At 69.0% G+C, this 16,082-nt stretch carries 20 protein-coding genes; 4 read left to right on the top strand and 16 right to left on the bottom strand.

Going from position 1 to position 16,082, the window contains the following annotated elements; all coding sequences use genetic code 11:
• Nucleotides 1-11: 11 nt before the first annotated feature.
• Entirely contained in the window at nt 12-440 is a 429-nt protein-coding gene (locus tag FFF93_RS01690) for a DUF1761 domain-containing protein (RefSeq protein ID WP_138767612.1), read from the top strand.
• A 22-nt stretch (nt 441-462) separates the two neighbouring features.
• The gene (locus tag FFF93_RS01685) at nt 463-1,095 is read left to right on the top strand and encodes a bifunctional 2-polyprenyl-6-hydroxyphenol methylase/3-demethylubiquinol 3-O-methyltransferase UbiG (protein WP_138767613.1); all 633 of its coding nucleotides are present in this window, start codon (nt 463-465) and stop codon (nt 1,093-1,095) included.
• Nucleotides 1,096-1,131: 36 nt separating this feature from the next.
• On the opposite strand, the gene FFF93_RS01680 is transcribed toward FFF93_RS01685, so the two are convergent.
• From FFF93_RS01680 to FFF93_RS01660, 5 genes are read right to left on the bottom strand one after another with little or no spacing between them, the layout of a single operon-like run.
• Nucleotides 1,132-1,707 carry a hypothetical protein gene (locus FFF93_RS01680; RefSeq protein ID WP_138767614.1) on the bottom strand — a complete coding sequence of 192 codons (576 nt, stop codon included), beginning with the start codon at nt 1,705-1,707 and terminating at the stop codon, nt 1,132-1,134.
• Between the two features lie 22 nt (nt 1,708-1,729).
• Entirely contained in the window at nt 1,730-2,506 is a 777-nt protein-coding gene (locus FFF93_RS01675; RefSeq protein WP_138767615.1) for an enoyl-CoA hydratase, read from the bottom strand.
• Nucleotides 2,503-3,504 (bottom strand): 3-hydroxyisobutyrate dehydrogenase, encoded by a 1,002-nt coding sequence (gene mmsB, locus FFF93_RS01670; RefSeq protein ID WP_138767616.1) that lies wholly within the window; start codon nt 3,502-3,504, stop codon nt 2,503-2,505. Before mmsB ends, FFF93_RS01675 begins: the two co-directional genes overlap by 4 nt.
• Nucleotides 3,497-4,564 (bottom strand): enoyl-CoA hydratase/isomerase family protein, encoded by a 1,068-nt coding sequence (locus tag FFF93_RS01665; RefSeq protein WP_138767617.1) that lies wholly within the window; start codon nt 4,562-4,564, stop codon nt 3,497-3,499. The genes mmsB and FFF93_RS01665 overlap by 8 nt, the downstream gene beginning before the upstream one ends.
• Nucleotides 4,564-6,063: a CoA-acylating methylmalonate-semialdehyde dehydrogenase gene (locus FFF93_RS01660; protein ID WP_138767618.1), complete on the bottom strand. Its 1,500-nt coding sequence runs from the start codon at nt 6,061-6,063 to the stop codon at nt 4,564-4,566. Before FFF93_RS01660 ends, FFF93_RS01665 begins: the two co-directional genes overlap by 1 nt.
• Nucleotides 6,064-6,218: 155 nt before the next feature.
• Between FFF93_RS01660 and FFF93_RS01655 the strand changes: the two genes are divergently transcribed.
• Together FFF93_RS01655 and FFF93_RS01650 are read left to right on the top strand one after the other, a co-directional pair.
• Nucleotides 6,219-7,025 (top strand): exodeoxyribonuclease III, encoded by an 807-nt coding sequence (locus tag FFF93_RS01655; RefSeq protein ID WP_138767619.1) that lies wholly within the window; start codon nt 6,219-6,221, stop codon nt 7,023-7,025.
• A gap of 31 nt (nt 7,026-7,056) precedes the next feature.
• Nucleotides 7,057-7,983, top strand: a complete 927-nt coding sequence (locus FFF93_RS01650; protein WP_138767620.1) for a hypothetical protein — start codon at nt 7,057-7,059, stop codon at nt 7,981-7,983.
• 29 nt (nt 7,984-8,012) lie between these two features.
• Here FFF93_RS01650 and FFF93_RS01645 read toward each other — a convergent pair whose 3' ends face one another.
• The 11 genes from FFF93_RS01645 to FFF93_RS01595 all read right to left on the bottom strand — a co-directional run bounded on the left by FFF93_RS01645 (nt 8,013) and on the right by FFF93_RS01595 (nt 15,896).
• Nucleotides 8,013-9,110: a LacI family DNA-binding transcriptional regulator gene (locus tag FFF93_RS01645; RefSeq protein ID WP_138767621.1), complete on the bottom strand. Its 1,098-nt coding sequence runs from the start codon at nt 9,108-9,110 to the stop codon at nt 8,013-8,015.
• A gap of 107 nt (nt 9,111-9,217) precedes the next feature.
• The gene (locus FFF93_RS01640) at nt 9,218-9,472 is read right to left on the bottom strand and encodes a hypothetical protein (protein WP_138767622.1); all 255 of its coding nucleotides are present in this window, start codon (nt 9,470-9,472) and stop codon (nt 9,218-9,220) included.
• 24 nt (nt 9,473-9,496) lie between these two features.
• Nucleotides 9,497-10,387: a carbohydrate ABC transporter permease gene (locus FFF93_RS01635; protein WP_138767623.1), complete on the bottom strand. Its 891-nt coding sequence runs from the start codon at nt 10,385-10,387 to the stop codon at nt 9,497-9,499.
• Nucleotides 10,384-11,421 carry a carbohydrate ABC transporter permease gene (locus FFF93_RS01630; RefSeq protein WP_138767624.1) on the bottom strand — a complete coding sequence of 346 codons (1,038 nt, stop codon included), beginning with the start codon at nt 11,419-11,421 and terminating at the stop codon, nt 10,384-10,386. The genes FFF93_RS01635 and FFF93_RS01630 overlap by 4 nt, the downstream gene beginning before the upstream one ends.
• A gap of 6 nt (nt 11,422-11,427) precedes the next feature.
• Nucleotides 11,428-12,720 carry an ABC transporter substrate-binding protein gene (locus tag FFF93_RS01625; RefSeq protein ID WP_138767625.1) on the bottom strand — a complete coding sequence of 431 codons (1,293 nt, stop codon included), beginning with the start codon at nt 12,718-12,720 and terminating at the stop codon, nt 11,428-11,430.
• A gap of 253 nt (nt 12,721-12,973) precedes the next feature.
• Nucleotides 12,974-13,585: a hypothetical protein gene (locus FFF93_RS01620; RefSeq protein ID WP_138767626.1), complete on the bottom strand. Its 612-nt coding sequence runs from the start codon at nt 13,583-13,585 to the stop codon at nt 12,974-12,976.
• On the bottom strand, nt 13,582-14,193 hold the full coding sequence (locus tag FFF93_RS01615) for a DUF6286 domain-containing protein (RefSeq protein WP_138770262.1): 612 nt from the start codon (nt 14,191-14,193) through the stop codon (nt 13,582-13,584). The genes FFF93_RS01620 and FFF93_RS01615 overlap by 4 nt, the downstream gene beginning before the upstream one ends.
• Before the next feature lie 134 nt (nt 14,194-14,327).
• Nucleotides 14,328-14,696 carry a hypothetical protein gene (locus FFF93_RS01610; RefSeq protein WP_138767627.1) on the bottom strand — a complete coding sequence of 123 codons (369 nt, stop codon included), beginning with the start codon at nt 14,694-14,696 and terminating at the stop codon, nt 14,328-14,330.
• Nucleotides 14,693-14,884, bottom strand: a complete 192-nt coding sequence (locus tag FFF93_RS01605) for a hypothetical protein (protein WP_138767628.1) — start codon at nt 14,882-14,884, stop codon at nt 14,693-14,695. Before FFF93_RS01605 ends, FFF93_RS01610 begins: the two co-directional genes overlap by 4 nt.
• Nucleotides 14,881-15,342, bottom strand: a complete 462-nt coding sequence (locus FFF93_RS01600; RefSeq protein WP_138767629.1) for an Asp23/Gls24 family envelope stress response protein — start codon at nt 15,340-15,342, stop codon at nt 14,881-14,883. The genes FFF93_RS01605 and FFF93_RS01600 overlap by 4 nt, the downstream gene beginning before the upstream one ends.
• Nucleotides 15,343-15,440: 98 nt before the next feature.
• Entirely contained in the window at nt 15,441-15,896 is a 456-nt protein-coding gene (locus FFF93_RS01595; protein WP_261375246.1) for a hypothetical protein, read from the bottom strand.
• Nucleotides 15,897-16,082 lie beyond the last annotated feature (186 nt).

Below are 16,082 nucleotides of genomic sequence, written 5' to 3'. Positions count from 1 at the left end.
AGGAGAGCGCAATGATTTCGGAAATTAACATCTGGGCCGTACTGCTGGCGACCCTGTCCAGCATGGTGGTCGGATCCGTCTGGTACACGCCCAAGGTGTTTGGCAACTACTGGATGCGCGTCGCCAAGGTCACTCCCAGCGGGGACGCCAGGGACGCCGTCAAGCCCATCCTCATCACGCTGCTGGTCAGCCTCATCAGCGCGTGGGTGCTGGCCGGCTCCGCCGCCATCTCGCAGCACTTCTACGGCGGCAACTTCCTGGCCAACACGCTGGTAACCGCCCTGATCCTGTGGGCCGGATTCACCGCGGCCCGCTTCGTCACGCACGACGCCTTCGAGGGCCGCCCCGCGGGCTTGACGGTACTGAACTGCGCCCACGAACTCGTGACCTTGATGGTGATGGCCCTGATCATCGGCCTGTTCGGGATCAGCGCCGGGTAAGAAGGTTCCGGAGGAGAGCAGCATGGAATTCGATGAATCGTTCTGGGACGAGCGGTACCGCCAGCACGGCGAGCACGCGTCCGTGTGGAGCGGGGAGCCCAACGCCCAACTGGTGGCCGAGGTCGCGGACCTCACGCCGGGTTCCGCGCTCGACGTCGGAGCGGGAGAAGGCGCGGACGCCGCCTGGCTGGCCCGGCGCGGCTGGCGGGTGACGGCGGTGGACATCTCGTCCGTGGCCCTGGCCAGGGCTGCCGCCGCGGTTCAGGACGAGCCCGAAACGGCCGCCCGGATCACCTGGCAGCACCAGGACCTCACCGCGTCACCACCGCCGGCCGGCACCTTCGACCTTGTGTCGGCGCAGTTCCTGCACCTGCCGGCCCCGCAGCGCGACGGGGTGTACAGCCGGCTGGCCGCCTCCGTGGCGCCGGGCGGGACGCTGCTGATCGTGGGCCACCACCCCTCGGACCTGGACACCAGCGTGCGCCGGCCCTCCACCCCCGGCCTGCTGTTCACCGCCGAGGAGATCGCCGCGGGCCTCGACCCCCATGAGTGGGAGATCGTGACCTGCACCGCGCGGCCGCGGGCCACCAGTGATTCCGAGGGCGCCCCGGTCACGGTCCAGGATGCCGTGCTCCGCGCCCGCCGCACGGCCTGACGCCATTGCCGCAGGCCACGTCACGGCCGGCGGGGCTCACCGCCGGGGGCCGGCCAGCCGTTCCCTCAGCCCGGCCGCGAGTCCCGCGATGGTCAGGAGATCGAACAGGCCGCCGCCGATTTCGACGAGGCGGCGGCGTTTGACGCCGGCGAGCCGGAGCCGCAGGTGCACCCGCGTGCCGGAGGCTGTGCCCTGAGGGTCAGCCTGGTCCGGCGCGGGCCGCAGGACGATGGCCCAGCTGATGGCGAGCGCGCCGCGCTGCGAGCGGTGCACGAGGGCCCTGGGCGGGTCGACGGTCACGATCTCGAACGTGGCCCCTGGACCACCCCAGTCGGCGATGACGTCTCCGGCATGGAGGTCCTGCAAGGCCGGGTCAAGGGTCCGGAGGGCGCGCCGCCTCGCCGGAATGAGGGCTTCCGCCCGCCGGGGCAGGTACCAGCCGGAGCGTTCCTTGCCCAGCTGGACAAACCAGGGCCAGACGGCGGCGGGCGGGGCCGGCAGGTCGAACCCCCGGTCCATCACCACGTCCGCGGCGGGGACCAGTCCGTCGCCGGGGAGCAGGGCGCGGACTTCCTCCGGCCAAGCCCCAACCCCCAGAAAACCGGTGCCCATGGCGGTTCCTCCCGCGGGCCGGCTACCGGTGGGTGAAGTCGGGTTGCCGCTTCTCGCTGAAGGCGGCCATGCCCTCCTTCTGGTCCTCGGTGGCGAAGAGCGAGTGGAACACGCGGCGTTCGAACAGCACGCCCTGGGCCAGCCCGGTTTCGAAGGCGGCGTTGACGGCTTCCTTCGCCACCATGGCCACGGGCTTGGACTTGGAGGCAATCACCTCGGCCGCCTTCACGGCCTCCTCGACGACGTCGGCGGCCGGGACCACCCGGGACACCAGGCCCGCACGCTCGGCCTCCCCGGCATCCATGAAGCGTCCCGTGAGGATCATGTCCATCGCCTTGGCCTTGCCCACCGCGCGGGTGAGGCGCTGCGAGCCGCCCATGCCGGGGAGGACCCCAAGGTTGATCTCGGGCTGGCCGAACTTGGCGTTGTCCCCGGCGATGATGAAGTCGCACATCATCGCCAGTTCGCAGCCGCCGCCGAGGGCAAACCCGGACACCGCCGCGACCACCGGGATGCGCAGCCGGGTGAAGTCCTCCCAGCCGCGGAACCAGTCGGCGGCGTACATCTCCATGTAGCCCTTGGACTGCATCTCCTTGATGTCCGCGCCGGCGGCGAACGCCTTGGCCGAGCCGGTCACGACGACGGCGCCGACCTCCGGGTCGGAATCCATCGCGGACACGGCGGCCACGAGTTCGTCCATGGTCGCCTTGTTCAGGGCATTCAGGGCCTCGGGCCGGTTGAGCGTCACGAGGCCCACGCGGCCTCGGCGCTCCACCAGGATGTTTGTGTAGTCGGTCATGCCTGTCCCCTCGGCTGCTGTTCGGACTTGTCCCGGATGTCGGTGATGATGCCGGAGAAGTCCCGGCCGGCACCGCCTTCCGCGGCAAACGTATCGTAAATTTCGGAGGCCAGCGGTCCCAGCCGGGCGGCGACGCCAGTGCTTTCGAGTGCGTTGAGGGCCAGTTTCAGGTCCTTGGCCATTAGCGCGCCGGCGAAGCCCGGCTGGTAGTCGCGGTTGGCCGGGCTGGTCGGCACCGGACCGGGAACGGGGCAGTTGGTGGTCAGTGCCCAGCACTGACCGGAGGCGGCCGAGGCGACGTCGAAGAGTGCCTGGTGCGTCAGCCCGAGCTTCTCGCCGAGCACAAAAGCCTCGCTGACGGCGATCATCGAGACGCCCAGGATCATGTTGTTGCAGATCTTCGCCGCCTGTCCGGCGCCGTGCCCGCCGCAGTGCACCACCCGCTTGCCCATCACCTCCAGCATCGGTTTGACGGCGGCGAAGTCTTCGTCGGTCGCGCCGACCATAAAGGTCAGCGTTCCTGCTTCGGCCCCGACCACGCCGCCGGAGACCGGGGCGTCCACAGCCCGGTGGCCCGCCTCGACCGCCAGCGCCGAGGCTTCGCGGGCCTCGTCCACATTGATAGTGGAGCAATCGAGGAACATCGTCCCCGGCGCCGCGGCCGCCAGCAGGCCCGGCCCGCCGGGCTTGCCTGGTTCATCAAGGGTGCCGCGGTAGGCGTCCAGCAGGTGTTTGCCGCTGGGCAGCATGGTCAGCACGACGGCGGCGCCCGCGACGGCCTCCGCGGCGGTATCCGCGGTGGCGATCCCGTGTGCCCGGGCGGCGTCCAGCGCCGCCGGCACCACGTCGTAGCCGGTCACGGTGTAGCCGGCCTTGACCAGGTTGACCGCCATCGGCCCACCCATGTGGCCCAGGCCGAGGAACGCGATGGGACCGGTCTGCGCTGCGGGCTGCGATGCGTCAGAACGTGATGGCTCAGTCGGCGATGCTTCAGACATTGTCGTGCTCCTTCGAAAGCTTTAGCTCACGCTCGCCCAGCGGCGCGAAGTACGCCTCGACGTCGTCGCGGCTGACGTCCGCCAGGCTGGCCGGCTGCCACTGCGGGTTGCGGTCCTTGTCCACCACCTGGGCGCGGATGCCCTCGCGGAAATCCGGGCCGTCCAGGAACCGCAGGCCCACCCGGTACTCCTGTTCCAGGGCCTCGGCGAGGCTCATGCCGCGGACGCGGCGCAGCGAGGCCAGCGCCACTTTGACCGCGGTCGGGGACTTGGCCGCGATGGTGTCGGCGGCATCCGCTGCTTCGCCGCCAACGGTGCGCAGCCGGCGCAGGATCTCCTCGGCGTCGTCTGAGGAGTAGCAGGCATCGATCCATTCCTGCTGCGCCGCGAGGACCGACGGCGGGGCTTCCCCGGCGAAACGTGCCACGGCGGCGTCCGTGGGCTCGGTCTCGAGCGCTGCCGCCAGGTCCGCGAGCTGCGCGGAGGGGACGAAGGTGTCCGCGAGCCCCAGGAACAGGGCGTCGGCGCCGCTCAGGTGCGCTCCGGTGAGCGCCGCGTGGGTGCCGGTTTCACCGGGCGAACGGGACAGCAGGAGCGTCCCGCCGACGTCGGGCACAAAGCCGATCGTGGTTTCCGGCATCCCCATCTTGGTGCGCTCGGTGACGATCCGGACCGAACCGTGCGCGGAGATGCCTACCCCGCCGCCCAGGACCAGCCCGTCCATCAGCGCCACGTAGGGCTTGGGGTACTCCGAGATCAGCAGGTTCAGCCGGTACTCGACGGCCCAGAAGTCTGCGGTCGCGTCGCCGCCGCCCTGCATGTCCCGGTAGATGGCCACAATGTCGCCGCCGGCGCAGAGCCCCCGTTCGCCGGCGCCGCGCACCAGGACGGCGGCGACGCCGTCGTCCTCGGCCCACACCGTGAGCTGCTCCAGCATTGCGGCCGCCATGCCCGCGGTCAGCGCGTTGACGGCCTTGGGCCGGTCCAGCGTGACGACGCCGAGCCGGCCGCGCCGCTCGAACCGGACCTCCGCGGGCTCTCCCGCCGTCTGCTCCGCCATCAGCTGCCTTCCGGCATCACGAAGCTGGCGCCCTGGCGGATGCCGGAGGGCCAGCGGGTGGTGACGGTCTTGGTCTTGGTATAGAACCGGAACGCGTCGGCGCCGTGCTGGTTAAGATCGCCGAAGCCGGAGGCCTTCCAGCCGCCGAAGGTGTAGTAGGCGATCGGCACGGGAATCGGGACGTTGATGCCCACCATGCCCACCTGGACGCGGCTCGCGAAGTCGCGGGCGGCGTCGCCGTCGCGGGTGAAGATGGCCACGCCGTTGCCGAACTCGTGCTCGCTGCACAGGCGCAGGGCCTCGTCGTAGTCTTCCGCGCGGAGCACGCTGAGCACCGGCCCGAAGATTTCCTCCCGGTAGATCTTCATGTCCTTGGTGACGTTGTCGAAGAGGGTCGGACCCACCCAGAAGCCGCCGTCGTAGCCTTCGACTTTGAGGCCGCGGCCGTCCGCGAGCAACGTGGCGCCTTCCTCGACGCCGGAGGCGATGTAGCCCTCGATCCGTTCCTTGGCGGAGGCGGCGACGACCGGGCCGAAGTCCGAGTCCTTGGCCAGGCTGTGGCCCACCTTGAGGTCCGCGACCCGTTCCTGCAGCTTTGCCACGAGCGCGTCGCCGGTGGCCTTGCCCACCGGGACAGCCACGGAAATCGCCATGCAGCGTTCGCCGGCGGAGCCGAAGCCGGCGCCGATCAGGGCATCAGCGGCCATGTCCAGGTCCGCGTCGGGCATGATCACCATGTGGTTCTTGGCGCCGCCGAAGCACTGGGCGCGCTTGCCGTGCGCCGCGGCGGTGGCGTAGATGTACTGCGCGATCGGGGTGGAGCCGACGAAGCCGATGGCCTGGACGCGTGGGTCCTCCAGCAGCGCGTCCACGGCTTCCTTGTCCCCATTGACCACGTTGAAGACACCGTCCGGCAGGCCGGCCTCGGTGAACAGCTCGGCCAGCCGCAGCGGCACGGAGGGGTCACGCTCGGAGGGCTTGAGGATGAAGGAGTTGCCGGCCGCCAGGGCGGGACCGGACTTCCAGAGCGGGATCATGGCCGGGAAATTGAACGGGGTGATACCGGCGACGACGCCGAGCGGCTGCCGCAGCGAGTGGACGTCGACGCCGGTCCCGGCGCTGTCGGAGAACTCGCCCTTGAGCAGGTGCGGGGCGCCGGCGGCAAACTCCACCACCTCGATGCCGCGCTGGATGTCGCCCTTGGCGTCCAGGAAGGTCTTGCCGTGCTCGGAGGAAAGCAGGGTGGCGAGCTCGTCCATGTTCTGGTTGACCAGGTCCACGAACTTCAGCAGGATCCGGCCGCGGCGCTGCGGGTTCATGGCGGCCCACTCCAGCTGGCCCTTCTCCGCGTTGGCTACCACGTTGCGGACTTCCTCGGCGCTGGCCAGCGGGAGGCGTGCCTGGACCTCCCCGGTGCAGGGGTCGTAGACGTCGCCGAAGCGCCCCGAGGTGCCCTCCACGTGCTGCCCGCCGATGTAATGGGAAAGCTCACGAACCATGATGGAATGCTCCTTTGCATGTGACCTAGATCATCTCTGCTCCCGAATATACTCGGACTTCCTACTAATTTCCAGAGTGGCCGGCAACGGTGATGGCCCGGGCCGGCGGCCGCGGCCGCTCCGCCCCGTGGCCAAGGAAAGGTAAGTTAGGAACTGTGAAGATTGCTACCTGGAATGTGAACTCGCTCCGCGCCCGTGCCGACCGCGTTGAGGCCTGGCTACAGCGCACCGACTGCGATGTCCTGGCCATCCAGGAAACCAAATGCAAGGACGACAACTTCCCGTGGGAGCTGTTCGAACGGATGGGCTACGAGGTCGCCCACTTCGGCCTGAGCCAGTGGAACGGGGTCGCCATCGCCTCCCGCGTGGGCCTCGACGACGTCGAACGCACCTTTATGGACCAGCCCGTCTTCGGCAAGGGCGGCAAGGACGAAGTCCAGGAGGCCCGCGCGATCGGCGCCACCTGTGGCGGAATCCGGGTCTGGAGCCTCTACGTCCCCAACGGCCGGGCGCTCGACGATGAGCACATGCCCTACAAACTCAGCTGGCTGGACACCCTCCGGGCCCACTCCGAGGCGTGGGTCAAGGCCGACCCGCAGGCGCAGATCGCGCTGATGGGCGACTGGAACATCGCCCCGCGCGACGAGGACGTCTGGGACATCGACTATTTCCGCACCGAGGGCCTGACCCACGTCAGCGAACCGGAACGCGCGGCCTTCCGCGCCTTCGAGGACGCCGGCTTCGCCGACGTCGTCCGCCCGCACGCGCCGGGACCCGGGGTCTACACCTACTGGGACTATACCCAGCTGCGGTTCCCGAAGAAGGAAGGCATGCGGATCGACTTCATCCTTGCCTCCCCGGCGCTGGCTGCCCGCGTGACGGGCGCCTCGATCGACCGCGAAGAGCGCAAGGGCAAAGGCGCCTCGGACCATGCCCCGGTCATCGCGGAGCTGGCCGACTGATGGACGCCCGCCAGGGAAGCGCAGGCCCGCGATGACAGGGAACCTCTACCACGGCCAGGCCGGGTTGCCGTTTTCCTCGACGCTGCGGGTCTACGAGCCCCTGGAGGCCTTCCCTGCCGAGCAGCAGGGGGCGCTGCGGGCCGCGGGCGCCCGCTCCGAGTCCCGCGCCGCCGTGGAGAACGCCGAACTGCTGGCTTCGCTGGGCCGCATCACCCGCCCCGGCGGGGATCCCTTCCCTACCGGCCAGACGGATCTGGTGCGCGTGCTGGCCGTGAGCGACGGCGGATCCGCCGGCTCTGATAAGGCCGGTCCCCGGAACGCCGCACCCGACAAGGCCAACGACGACGGCGAGGTGCTGCCCGCCCGGCTGCTGTACTGCCCAAGCCAGCTGGTGCTCCGGGCCGGCCTGGCCGCCAACGCCCTGATGGAAGGAATCCACGGCCCGCTGGCACAGCTCCTGATCCCGGAGGAACTGCGGGACCGGCACCAGGAACGCATCGACCAGGTCAAGGCACGCGAGGGCGTCGGCCGGGTCCATACCCGCGCGTCGACCTGGGGGATCCCGTTCAGCTGGTTCTGCCTGTTCCAGGAATCCGACCCCACCGACGTCGTGGAGTCCGGCGGCCGGATCATCACCGTGCGGATCCGGGCCACGATCGGGACCGCACTGGAACGGGTGCGGCACGCCGTCGCCCATCTGGCCCTCGCCGCCCCGGACCTCGACATGCTGGAGGATCTGACCCAGCTCACCGAATGGCTCGAGCTCTTCCACCCGGATTCGGTCGTGGAACTCGACTACGGCGCGGTCGCGGACAAGGTTTACCCGGACGAGTCGCCGCTGGACGTGCGGCTGGGAATCGAGTGCCTGGCCGAGGGCGACATGACCGGCGCCGCGGCCGCATACCGGCGGCTAGCCTCCCGCTGGATCCCCATACGGCAGCTGGCACGCGCCTCCTGAGATACCGAAGGTAACGGACGCGCCGGTGCCTAGCGCCGCCTGGCCTGCTGGCCCGACGCCGGCGCAAGCGGCTCCGCACGGCGCGGGGCCGCCGTCGTGCTCCGCACGACCAGCCGGTGCGGGGCCACGGTGGAACGCACCGCCCCTGCGATGCCGTCGAGTTCGTCGAGCAGCATCTTGGTGCCGAGTTCGGCCTGCTCGTCGGGGCGCTGCCGCACGGTGGTGAGGCCGACGGCGGCGGAAAATTCGTGGTCATCGATTCCCACCACCGAGAGATCCTCCGGGATCCGGACATCCGCCCGGCGGGCCTCGAAGATGACCCCCATGGCCATCTCGTCCGAGGCGCAAAAGATCGCGGTGGGCTTGGGCCCGGGCCGGTCCCACAGCCGGCGGAACGCTTCCTGGCCGCTGTGGACGGTGAAGTCCCCCCACTCGTCCCACTCGGGCCGGACGTCCAGCTCCGCCTGGGCCATCACGTCCTGGAAGGCCTTGATCCGCACCCTTGGAACGTCGAAATTCAGGTCGGTTTCGTCGTCGCCGTGGAGCAGCGCAATGTCCTTGTGGCCCAGGCCGATCAGGTGCCGCACCGCGGTGGATGCGGCTTCGTAGTCATCAATCCCGATGTAGGCGCAGCCCGCGACGTGGCCGCCAACGACGACGAGCGGGATGTCGATCTTCTGCAGGTGCTCCAGTTCCTCCCGGGTCAGGGCCATGCAGAGGACCAGGAGGGCGTCGATCTGCTTGTAGACCATGGTCTTGCTGAACAGACGCTCGCGGTGGCTGCCGTGGCCGCCCAGGTTGAACAGCGACAGGTTGTACTGGCGGCCGTGCAGTTCCCGGTCCGCCCCTTCGATCGCCTTGGAAAAGAACCAGCGGCTGACGAAGGGGGCCAACACCCCGATGGTCCGGGTGCGGCCGGTGGCCAGGCCGGACGCCGAGGAGGAGGCCACGTAGCCCAGGGCCTGTGCGATGTCGAGGATCTTCTCCCGGGTGGCGGGCGAGACCCGGGGCAGCCCCCGAACGGCGCGGGAGACGGTGGCGGTGGAGACACCGGCTGCCGCCGCCACATCCTCGATGCTGACGCCGGAGTGGCCTCCGCGTTGCGCCCTGTCAGTTGTCCGTGCCACCGTGTCCCCTTATCGGCCGGCCGCAGAAGCGCGGCCGGCGCGGCGCCCCGCGGCGCCGTTTCATCCTAGTGTCGCTAGGGCACCGGCGCCGCATGTGACGCCGGCGCTCAGCGTCGCCGGGCTGCCGTCCGCCCCGGAAGCCGCCGCCGGAGCCGGATCATTCCGTACAGGGCAAGCAGCGTCGCCAGCAGCCCCAGGGCCCAGCCGAGGGCCGGCTGGGCGGTCACCTCCATCCAGATTGTGACCGCCAGCAGGACCAGGGCCCAGAAGCCCAGGAACCCGATGATGATGTCGAAGTCGTCGCCCGAACGCACCCTGCGGTGCGTGGGATGGACCTCGCCGCGGTTCTGTCCGGCCGTCATGACAAACCCGCCGTCACGAGGCCGTCACTTGACGGCGCCTGCCGTCAGGCCCGCCACGATCTTGCGCTGGAACACCAGCACCAGGATCACCAGCGGAATCGTCACGATCGTGCCGGCCGCCATGATCGCCGTGTAGGGGATCTGGTTGGGCTGCGCGCCCGCGAAGCTCGCGATGGCGACGGTGACCGGCTGGGTCTTGTCGGACGAGAGCTGGCTGGCGATCAGGAACTCGTTCCACGAGGAGATGAATGCCAGGATGGCCGTCGTGAAGATGGCCGGCGCGGCGAGCGGCATGATCACCTTGCGGAACGCCTGGCCCTGGGTGCAGCCGTCCACCCGGGCCGACTCCTCGAGCTCCCACGGCATTTCGCGGAAGAACGACGTCATCGTGTACACCGTCAGCGGCAGCACGAACGAGATGTTCGGGATGATCAGGGCCTGGTAGGTCCCCATCCAGCCGATGTTGGTGAACAACTGGAACAGCGGGGTGATCAGGGCGACGCCCGGGAACATCGAGGCCCCCAGGATGAACCCGAGCACGAGGTACTTGAACCGGAAGTTCAACCGGGCGAGGGCATAGGCGGCGAAAACACCGATCAGCAGCGACACCACGGTCACCACGACGCCGATGAAAACGCTGTTGAGCAGCGCCTGGCCGAAGTGGTTCCCGAAGGAGGTGTCGAACGCGGTGTTGAAGTTGTCCAGCGTGACATGCGTCGGCAGGATCGAGGTGTCGTAGGTGAACCCCACCTCGCGGAAGGCCGTCACCACCATCCAGTACGCCGGGGCCAGGCACCAGATGAGGATCACTACGGCACTGATGTAGGTCCGTCCCTGGGCCCACTTCTCGCGGTTCTGGGCGGTCTTGCGTCCCTGGTCCTGCTGCGCGCGCAGTTCGGTCGCGGCGGTGGTCATTTCTTCCCCTTACTTGCGCCGGTCTGCTGCTCCACGACATTGGCGCCGAGGAAGCGCACGAAGATGAAGGCGACAAGGAAAATGATGATGAACGTGATGGTGGACAGCGCCGCCGCCACGTTGAAGCCCTGCCTGATCTGGTTGATCACCAGGATGGACAGCGTTGTGGTGTTGTTCGCGCCGCCGGTCAGGATGTACGGGAGGTCGAACATCCGGAGCGCGTCGAGGGTGCGGAACAGGATGGCCACCATCAGTGCCGGCTTCACCAGCGGCAGGGTGATCAGCCGGAACCGCTGCCACGCCGAGGCGCCGTCAACCTTGGCCGCCTCATACACCTCGGCGGGAATCATCTGCAGGCCGGCCAGGATCAGCAGCGCCATGAACGGCGTCGTTTTCCAGACGTCGGCAATGATGACCGCCCACTTGGCCGGCCATTCGCTGCCCGTCCACAGGATGGTCGTGTTGAAGAGCTTGTTGGCGATGCCCTCGAAGGCGAAGATGAACAGCCAGAGCTTGGCCGTGACGGCGGTGGGGATGGCCCACGGCACCAGCACGGCGGCGCGGACCAGGCTGCGGCCCTTGAAGGTGCGGGCCATGATCATGGCCATCCAGAAACCGAGCACGGTCTCCAGCGCCACGGTGACCACGGTGAAGAAGAACGTGGTGGCCGTCGCGGACCAGAACTGGGAGCCCAGCGTGCCGGGCGGGCAGGACACGGTCCCGCCGTCGGGCGCCGCGCACTGCTGTGCGAGCCAGTTGATGTAGTTCGAGAAGCCGGCCGGGCCGCCCTCGGTGAAGAGGCCGGTGGCCGGGTCCAGGCCGGCGTCGGCCTGGAAGGACATCACGATGGCGCTGATGATCGGGTACACAATGACGATGGACAGCGCGACGATGGTGGGGGCCAGGAGCCACGACGCCCACTTGCCCTGGCTCGCGATCACGTTGTCCTCCCCCACCCCCTTTGGTGCGTGGTGGAGCTCGGTCCCGCCCGACGCCGGCTTCTTGACCGGCGTCGGGCCCAATTCAGTTGCCATGTTGGACTACTTTGACTGGGTTTCGATGGACTTCTGCATGTCGGACAGCGCTGCGTCCACTGCCTTCTCGCCCTTGATGGCCGAGTATGCGTTGTCCTGGATGGCCTTGGTAACGGCCGGGTAGAACGGGGTCACCGGACGCGGGACGGCGTTCTCGATCGAGGTCTTCAGCACGGGCAGGTACGGCAGCTTGGCGACCAGGTCCTTGTCCTCATAGAGCTTGGACAGCACCGGCGCGAGCGAGCCCTGCGTTGCGAAGAACTTCTGCGTCTCCTCGGTGGTGAGGAACTTCAGGAAGTCCAGGGCGGTGGCCTTGTTCTTGGAGTAGACGCTCATGCCGGCGCTGTGGCCGCCGAGCGAGGAAGCACCGGGGCCGGACTTGCCGGGGAGGGCGGTCATGCCAAGCACGTTTTTGACCTTGGAGGAGCCTTCGCTGACGGCCAGGTTGTAGACGTACGGCCAGTTGCGCAGGAACAGCAGCTTGCCGTCCTGGAACGCCTGCCGGGACTCCTCTTCCTTGTAGGTGATGGCTTCCTTGGGGATATTGCCATCCGCGTAGGCCTTGGCCAGGTTTTCAAGTCCGGCCTTGGCTTCCGGGGTGTTCAGGCTGGGCTTGCCGTCCTTGTCGAGCACCGATCCGCCTGCGGAGTTGATGGCCTCGGAGGCGTTGACCGTGAGTCCCTCATATTTCGAGAACTGTCCTGAGTAGCAGGCGATGTTGTTCGTCTTGGCGATCGAGCACATGCTCATCATCTCGTCCCACGTCTTGGGCGGCGTGGGCACGAGGTCCTTGCGGTAGTAGAGGATGCCGCCGTCGGAAGATTCCGGCGCAGCGTACAGGGTGCCCTTGTAGGACGCGGCGTCGAGGGTCGGCTTCAGCATTCCGGCCGTGTCCAGAGCCATCTTGTCCTTGAGCGGCTGGAGCCAGCCCTTGGCGGCGAACTCGGCGGTCCAGACGACGTCGACGCTGACCACGTCGTAGTTGGCGTTCTTGGCCTGGAAGTTCTGGACGAGGTCGTCGTGCTGCTGGTCGGCCTGGTCGGTTTGCTCCTTGAACGTGACCTTTTCGTTCGGGTGCGAGGCGTTCCACTTTTCAATCAGCGGTCGGACGACGTTGCTGTTGTCCTTGCCCTGGACGTAGGTGATGGGGCCGCGGCCGTCGAGGTTGGCTGCCGCGTCGCCCCCGCCCGCGGTCCCGCCGCCGCCGCCTCCTCCTCCGCTGCCGCCTGCACAGGCCGAGAGGGAGAGGGCCAGGACACCGGCCGCGGCTACGGGAAGTAGATACTTACGGGTTTTCATACAGGTGCTCCTCGCTGAGTACCGGTTGGACCGGTGGTGCAGTTGGTGTGGTGACCATCACACTAGCGACCCGGCGGTGAGGAATGCAAGCGTTTACATTAAAGCTTTACGCAATGGGAACCTCTTCCGGGGCAGGCACCCCGCGCCTGAGCCCCCGGCCCGCCGCGGCGCGTGAGGGCTGGGGCCTGCGTTTCGGGTGGGGCAAATGTTTCCAAAAAACACGGCCGGCCTCACCTCCGGAACGCGGCTCCGGTCAGCGCACCCGCTCGGCGCGGCCGAACCTGGAGCGCGCCCCGGACCCGATATGGATCAGTACGGGCGTGCGCTTGCCGACGACGGCGTCCAGCGCCTGAACGAGGGCCGAGACCTCCGCGGCCAGGACGTGCGGCGCCACGCCCTGGCGCGGCTGCACCCGGATCCGGAGGGCCGGCTCGCCCTCGAATTCATAGGTGGCCACCGTGGCGCCAGCCAGGTCCGGCCGGTCGGCCAGCGCGGCCCTGAGCGCCTGTTCCGCAACGCCGCCGCCGATCCGGACGCTGCCGGGCACCTCGCCGGCGTCGTCCGCGTCAACGAGCAGGTTCGCCCTGCCTTTGCCCTGTTGTGCCAGCCACGCCACCATGACACCGATCACCGCCAGCAGCAGGACCACCATGACAAACCACAGCCAGCTTTCGGACCGGCCGGGGACCCTGGTGCGGTCGAACAGACCGCGGACGCCGGCCCACATTTCGGCGGACCAGCCCTGCCACCAGGTTCCGACCGCGGGCACGGTGGCCAGCAGGACCAGCAACGCCCCGATGACAAGGAGTTTGGCGCCGAGGATGCCGATCAGGATCCGGTTCAGGATTCGTGGGGTGCCGTTCACGCGCCGATCACCCCCGAGGCAGCAAGGTTGACGCGGACCTCGGGCATGGGCGACGGCGCCATGGCCCGCAGTTCGGCCTCCACGGCCGCCCGTACGTCGGCCTCGCGGAGCGGCACGCCGGAGGTCGGCCGGACATTGACCAGCACCTGGCGCCGTGAGACGACCACCATTACCTGCTCCTGCGTCACATTGGCGGCCAGCCGGGCACGCCGTGCCACCGCCGAGGCGATCACCTCGTCATCGACCACGACGGCGGCACGCGGGTCCGCCAGCACGTGCCGGGCCCGCCGTCCGGGCAGCACCGCGTTGAGGAAGAAGAAGAGTCCAGCCGCAAAGACCACGGCACCGGTGACGCCGAGTAGCAGCGGGGCGACCCCGGCGGGGAGGGCAGTGATCCGGTCGGCAGCGGTTTGCGGGTCAATCAGCCACGGCGGCTGCCCGACGGCGCGCACCGCGGTCTCGAGCAGGGCGTAGCCGCACAGCCCGATAACAAGGATGGCCGCGATGACAGCGGCGGATGCCCGCGACGAGCTGGTCTCCCGCGCCAGGACGCGTTCCATCCTGGCCCCACCGGGACGGAGGTCGGGTCCGGCGGCCGGGGCGGCGATGGGGCCGACGCCCGTTCCGTGGGGCGTTCCTTCGTGGGGGGTTCCTTCGTGGGGCGCGGCATCGTGGGGCGCGGCATCGTGGGGCGCTCCCTCGTGGGGCGCCGCTCCGCGGTGGTGGCGTTCGGCTGCGTGGCTCACCGCACCCTCCCTCCGTCGCTGACGCTGGCGCCGCTGATGCGGATGTCCACCCGGCTCAGCTGTGCGCCGCTGAGTTCCGTCACGCGGCGCAGGATTTGCGCCTTAGCGGCAACCGCCCGGTCCCAGATGGGGCCGCCGAAGCCGGCCACGCGGGCGGGGTCCCGCAGCACAGCGGTCAGCGACGGGACGGCGATCGGCGTGACGAGCGACAGTGCCAGCAGGCCACCGTCGTCGGTCCAGTCAGCCCGGACGTCCTGCGGCGGCACGCCGAGCGCCTCGGCGGCTGCGGCGCGGGCGAGGCTCGTGAGCGCCTGCGTGCTGATCCGGTTGTGCCCGGCCAGCGGGCGTCCAGCGGAGACGCTCATGAGGAGGAACGCCGGCCCGTGATGGCGTCGAAGACGCTGCGCAGGTCCAGTTTCCCTTCCGCCGCACGGCCCAGCAGGGCTCCGAGGGCCATGAAAAGCAGGGAGCCCAGGAAGCCCCAGACGCCGAACGCGAAAGACATAAACGCCAGGAAGGCGCCGGCGGACATGCCGACTACGGTCAGGTTCACTGGAGGGCCTCCCTCATGGGCCGGGTTTCGCCGGGGGCCGGCGGCTTGGGCGGGCCGGGGACGAAGACATCATGGATCTCGATGTTGACTTCGATGACCTGGAGTCCGACGAGTTCCTCCACGGCGGCGTAGACCGCCGCCCGGATCTGGTCCGCGAGGGGGTGCAACGGGGTGCCGTAGAGCGCGACGAGGTCAATGTCCACGGCCACCTGGGTCTCGCCAACCTCGGCGCGCACCCCGGCGGCATGGTCGGTGCTGCCGACGGCGTCGCGGAAGGCGCCCAGGGCCCGGGACGGGCCGCTGCCGAGGGAATACACCCCGGGGACGGCCCGGGCTGCGATGCCGGCAACCTTGGCGACGGCAGCTTCGGAAATGACGGTGCGGCCGGTCGCGGCACGGGCCGGCCCCGCCGGCACCACCTCCAGGCCCGGTGCTGACTGAGGATCCTGGTACTCCATGTGGCACTCCCCCTTCTCTTTGACACCACCCTAGCCCTTGGGGACGACCGTCGGGCCAGATTGGCGGGATTTCGGCAGGGCCACCCGGGTGGAGCCGCCTACTTGCAGTTGGCGGCGATCCAGCCCGTCACCGGTGCCATGGCGGCTTGGAACTTGCCGCTGGAGTAGACGGTCTGGTCGCTCAGGCCGGCCACGGCCACTTGGTTGAGTTTGGCGAAGTCGGCCTTCAGGCTGTCCGGGACGCGCTCGGCCGTGCGGCTCAGTTCGGCTTTGAGCTGCTCGAGTTCGGCGGTCTTGCCTTGGGCTGCCGAGAGCGGGAACAACGACGCGCCCGTGGCCTGCTCCGAGATTGTCTTGCAGGCCTCGGCCGCCGTCGGGAAGTCGCCATAGGGGCCCGACGTCTTGGTGGGGCTGGGCGTTGCGGAGGCCGACGCTGCCGGAGCAGCGGACGACGACGGCGGGGCCGCGGCTTCCGGTGCCGAGCAGGCGGTCAGGGCCAGTGCGGCGAGGAGGGCGGCGGCGGTCAACGGACGTGCAGTCTTTTTCAAAGTCACTCTTCTGGTCGAGATTGCGCCGCGGACCTCTCCCAGGGACCGGCCGCGGCAATGGCGTTCTACCCCAGCGTGCGAGTCTAGCCGGGCCCGTCGGCGTGTCCCCAAACCCGCGTGCCGCCATCGAACCGCCCCGAAACCGCTTCGATTGCTCCGTAACGGCCGTTTTCACGTCCCAAAAGGGCCGCG

Origin of the sequence: Arthrobacter sp. KBS0702, from assembly GCF_005937985.2 — a bacterium.
Taxonomy (GTDB): domain Bacteria; phylum Actinomycetota; class Actinomycetes; order Actinomycetales; family Micrococcaceae; genus Arthrobacter.
This window is presented reverse-complemented; position numbering and strand designations above follow the sequence as displayed.

Coding starts and splice junctions, on each gene's coding strand:
- FFF93_RS01690 (WP_138767612.1), top strand. CDS start 12: ATGATTTCGGAAATTAACATCTGGGCCGTACTGCTGGCGACCCTGTCC.
- FFF93_RS01685 (WP_138767613.1), top strand. CDS start 463: ATGGAATTCGATGAATCGTTCTGGGACGAGCGGTACCGCCAGCACGGC.
- FFF93_RS01680 (WP_138767614.1), bottom strand. CDS start 1,707: ATGGGCACCGGTTTTCTGGGGGTTGGGGCTTGGCCGGAGGAAGTCCGC.
- FFF93_RS01675 (WP_138767615.1), bottom strand. CDS start 2,506: ATGACCGACTACACAAACATCCTGGTGGAGCGCCGAGGCCGCGTGGGC.
- mmsB (WP_138767616.1), bottom strand. CDS start 3,504: ATGTCTGAAGCATCGCCGACTGAGCCATCACGTTCTGACGCATCGCAG.
- FFF93_RS01665 (WP_138767617.1), bottom strand. CDS start 4,564: ATGGCGGAGCAGACGGCGGGAGAGCCCGCGGAGGTCCGGTTCGAGCGG.
- FFF93_RS01660 (WP_138767618.1), bottom strand. CDS start 6,063: ATGGTTCGTGAGCTTTCCCATTACATCGGCGGGCAGCACGTGGAGGGC.
- FFF93_RS01650 (WP_138767620.1), top strand. CDS start 7,057: ATGACAGGGAACCTCTACCACGGCCAGGCCGGGTTGCCGTTTTCCTCG.
- FFF93_RS01640 (WP_138767622.1), bottom strand. CDS start 9,472: ATGACGGCCGGACAGAACCGCGGCGAGGTCCATCCCACGCACCGCAGG.
- FFF93_RS01635 (WP_138767623.1), bottom strand. CDS start 10,387: ATGACCACCGCCGCGACCGAACTGCGCGCGCAGCAGGACCAGGGACGC.
- FFF93_RS01630 (WP_138767624.1), bottom strand. CDS start 11,421: ATGGCAACTGAATTGGGCCCGACGCCGGTCAAGAAGCCGGCGTCGGGC.
- FFF93_RS01625 (WP_138767625.1), bottom strand. CDS start 12,720: ATGAAAACCCGTAAGTATCTACTTCCCGTAGCCGCGGCCGGTGTCCTG.
- FFF93_RS01610 (WP_138767627.1), bottom strand. CDS start 14,696: ATGAGCGTCTCCGCTGGACGCCCGCTGGCCGGGCACAACCGGATCAGC.
- FFF93_RS01600 (WP_138767629.1), bottom strand. CDS start 15,342: ATGGAGTACCAGGATCCTCAGTCAGCACCGGGCCTGGAGGTGGTGCCG.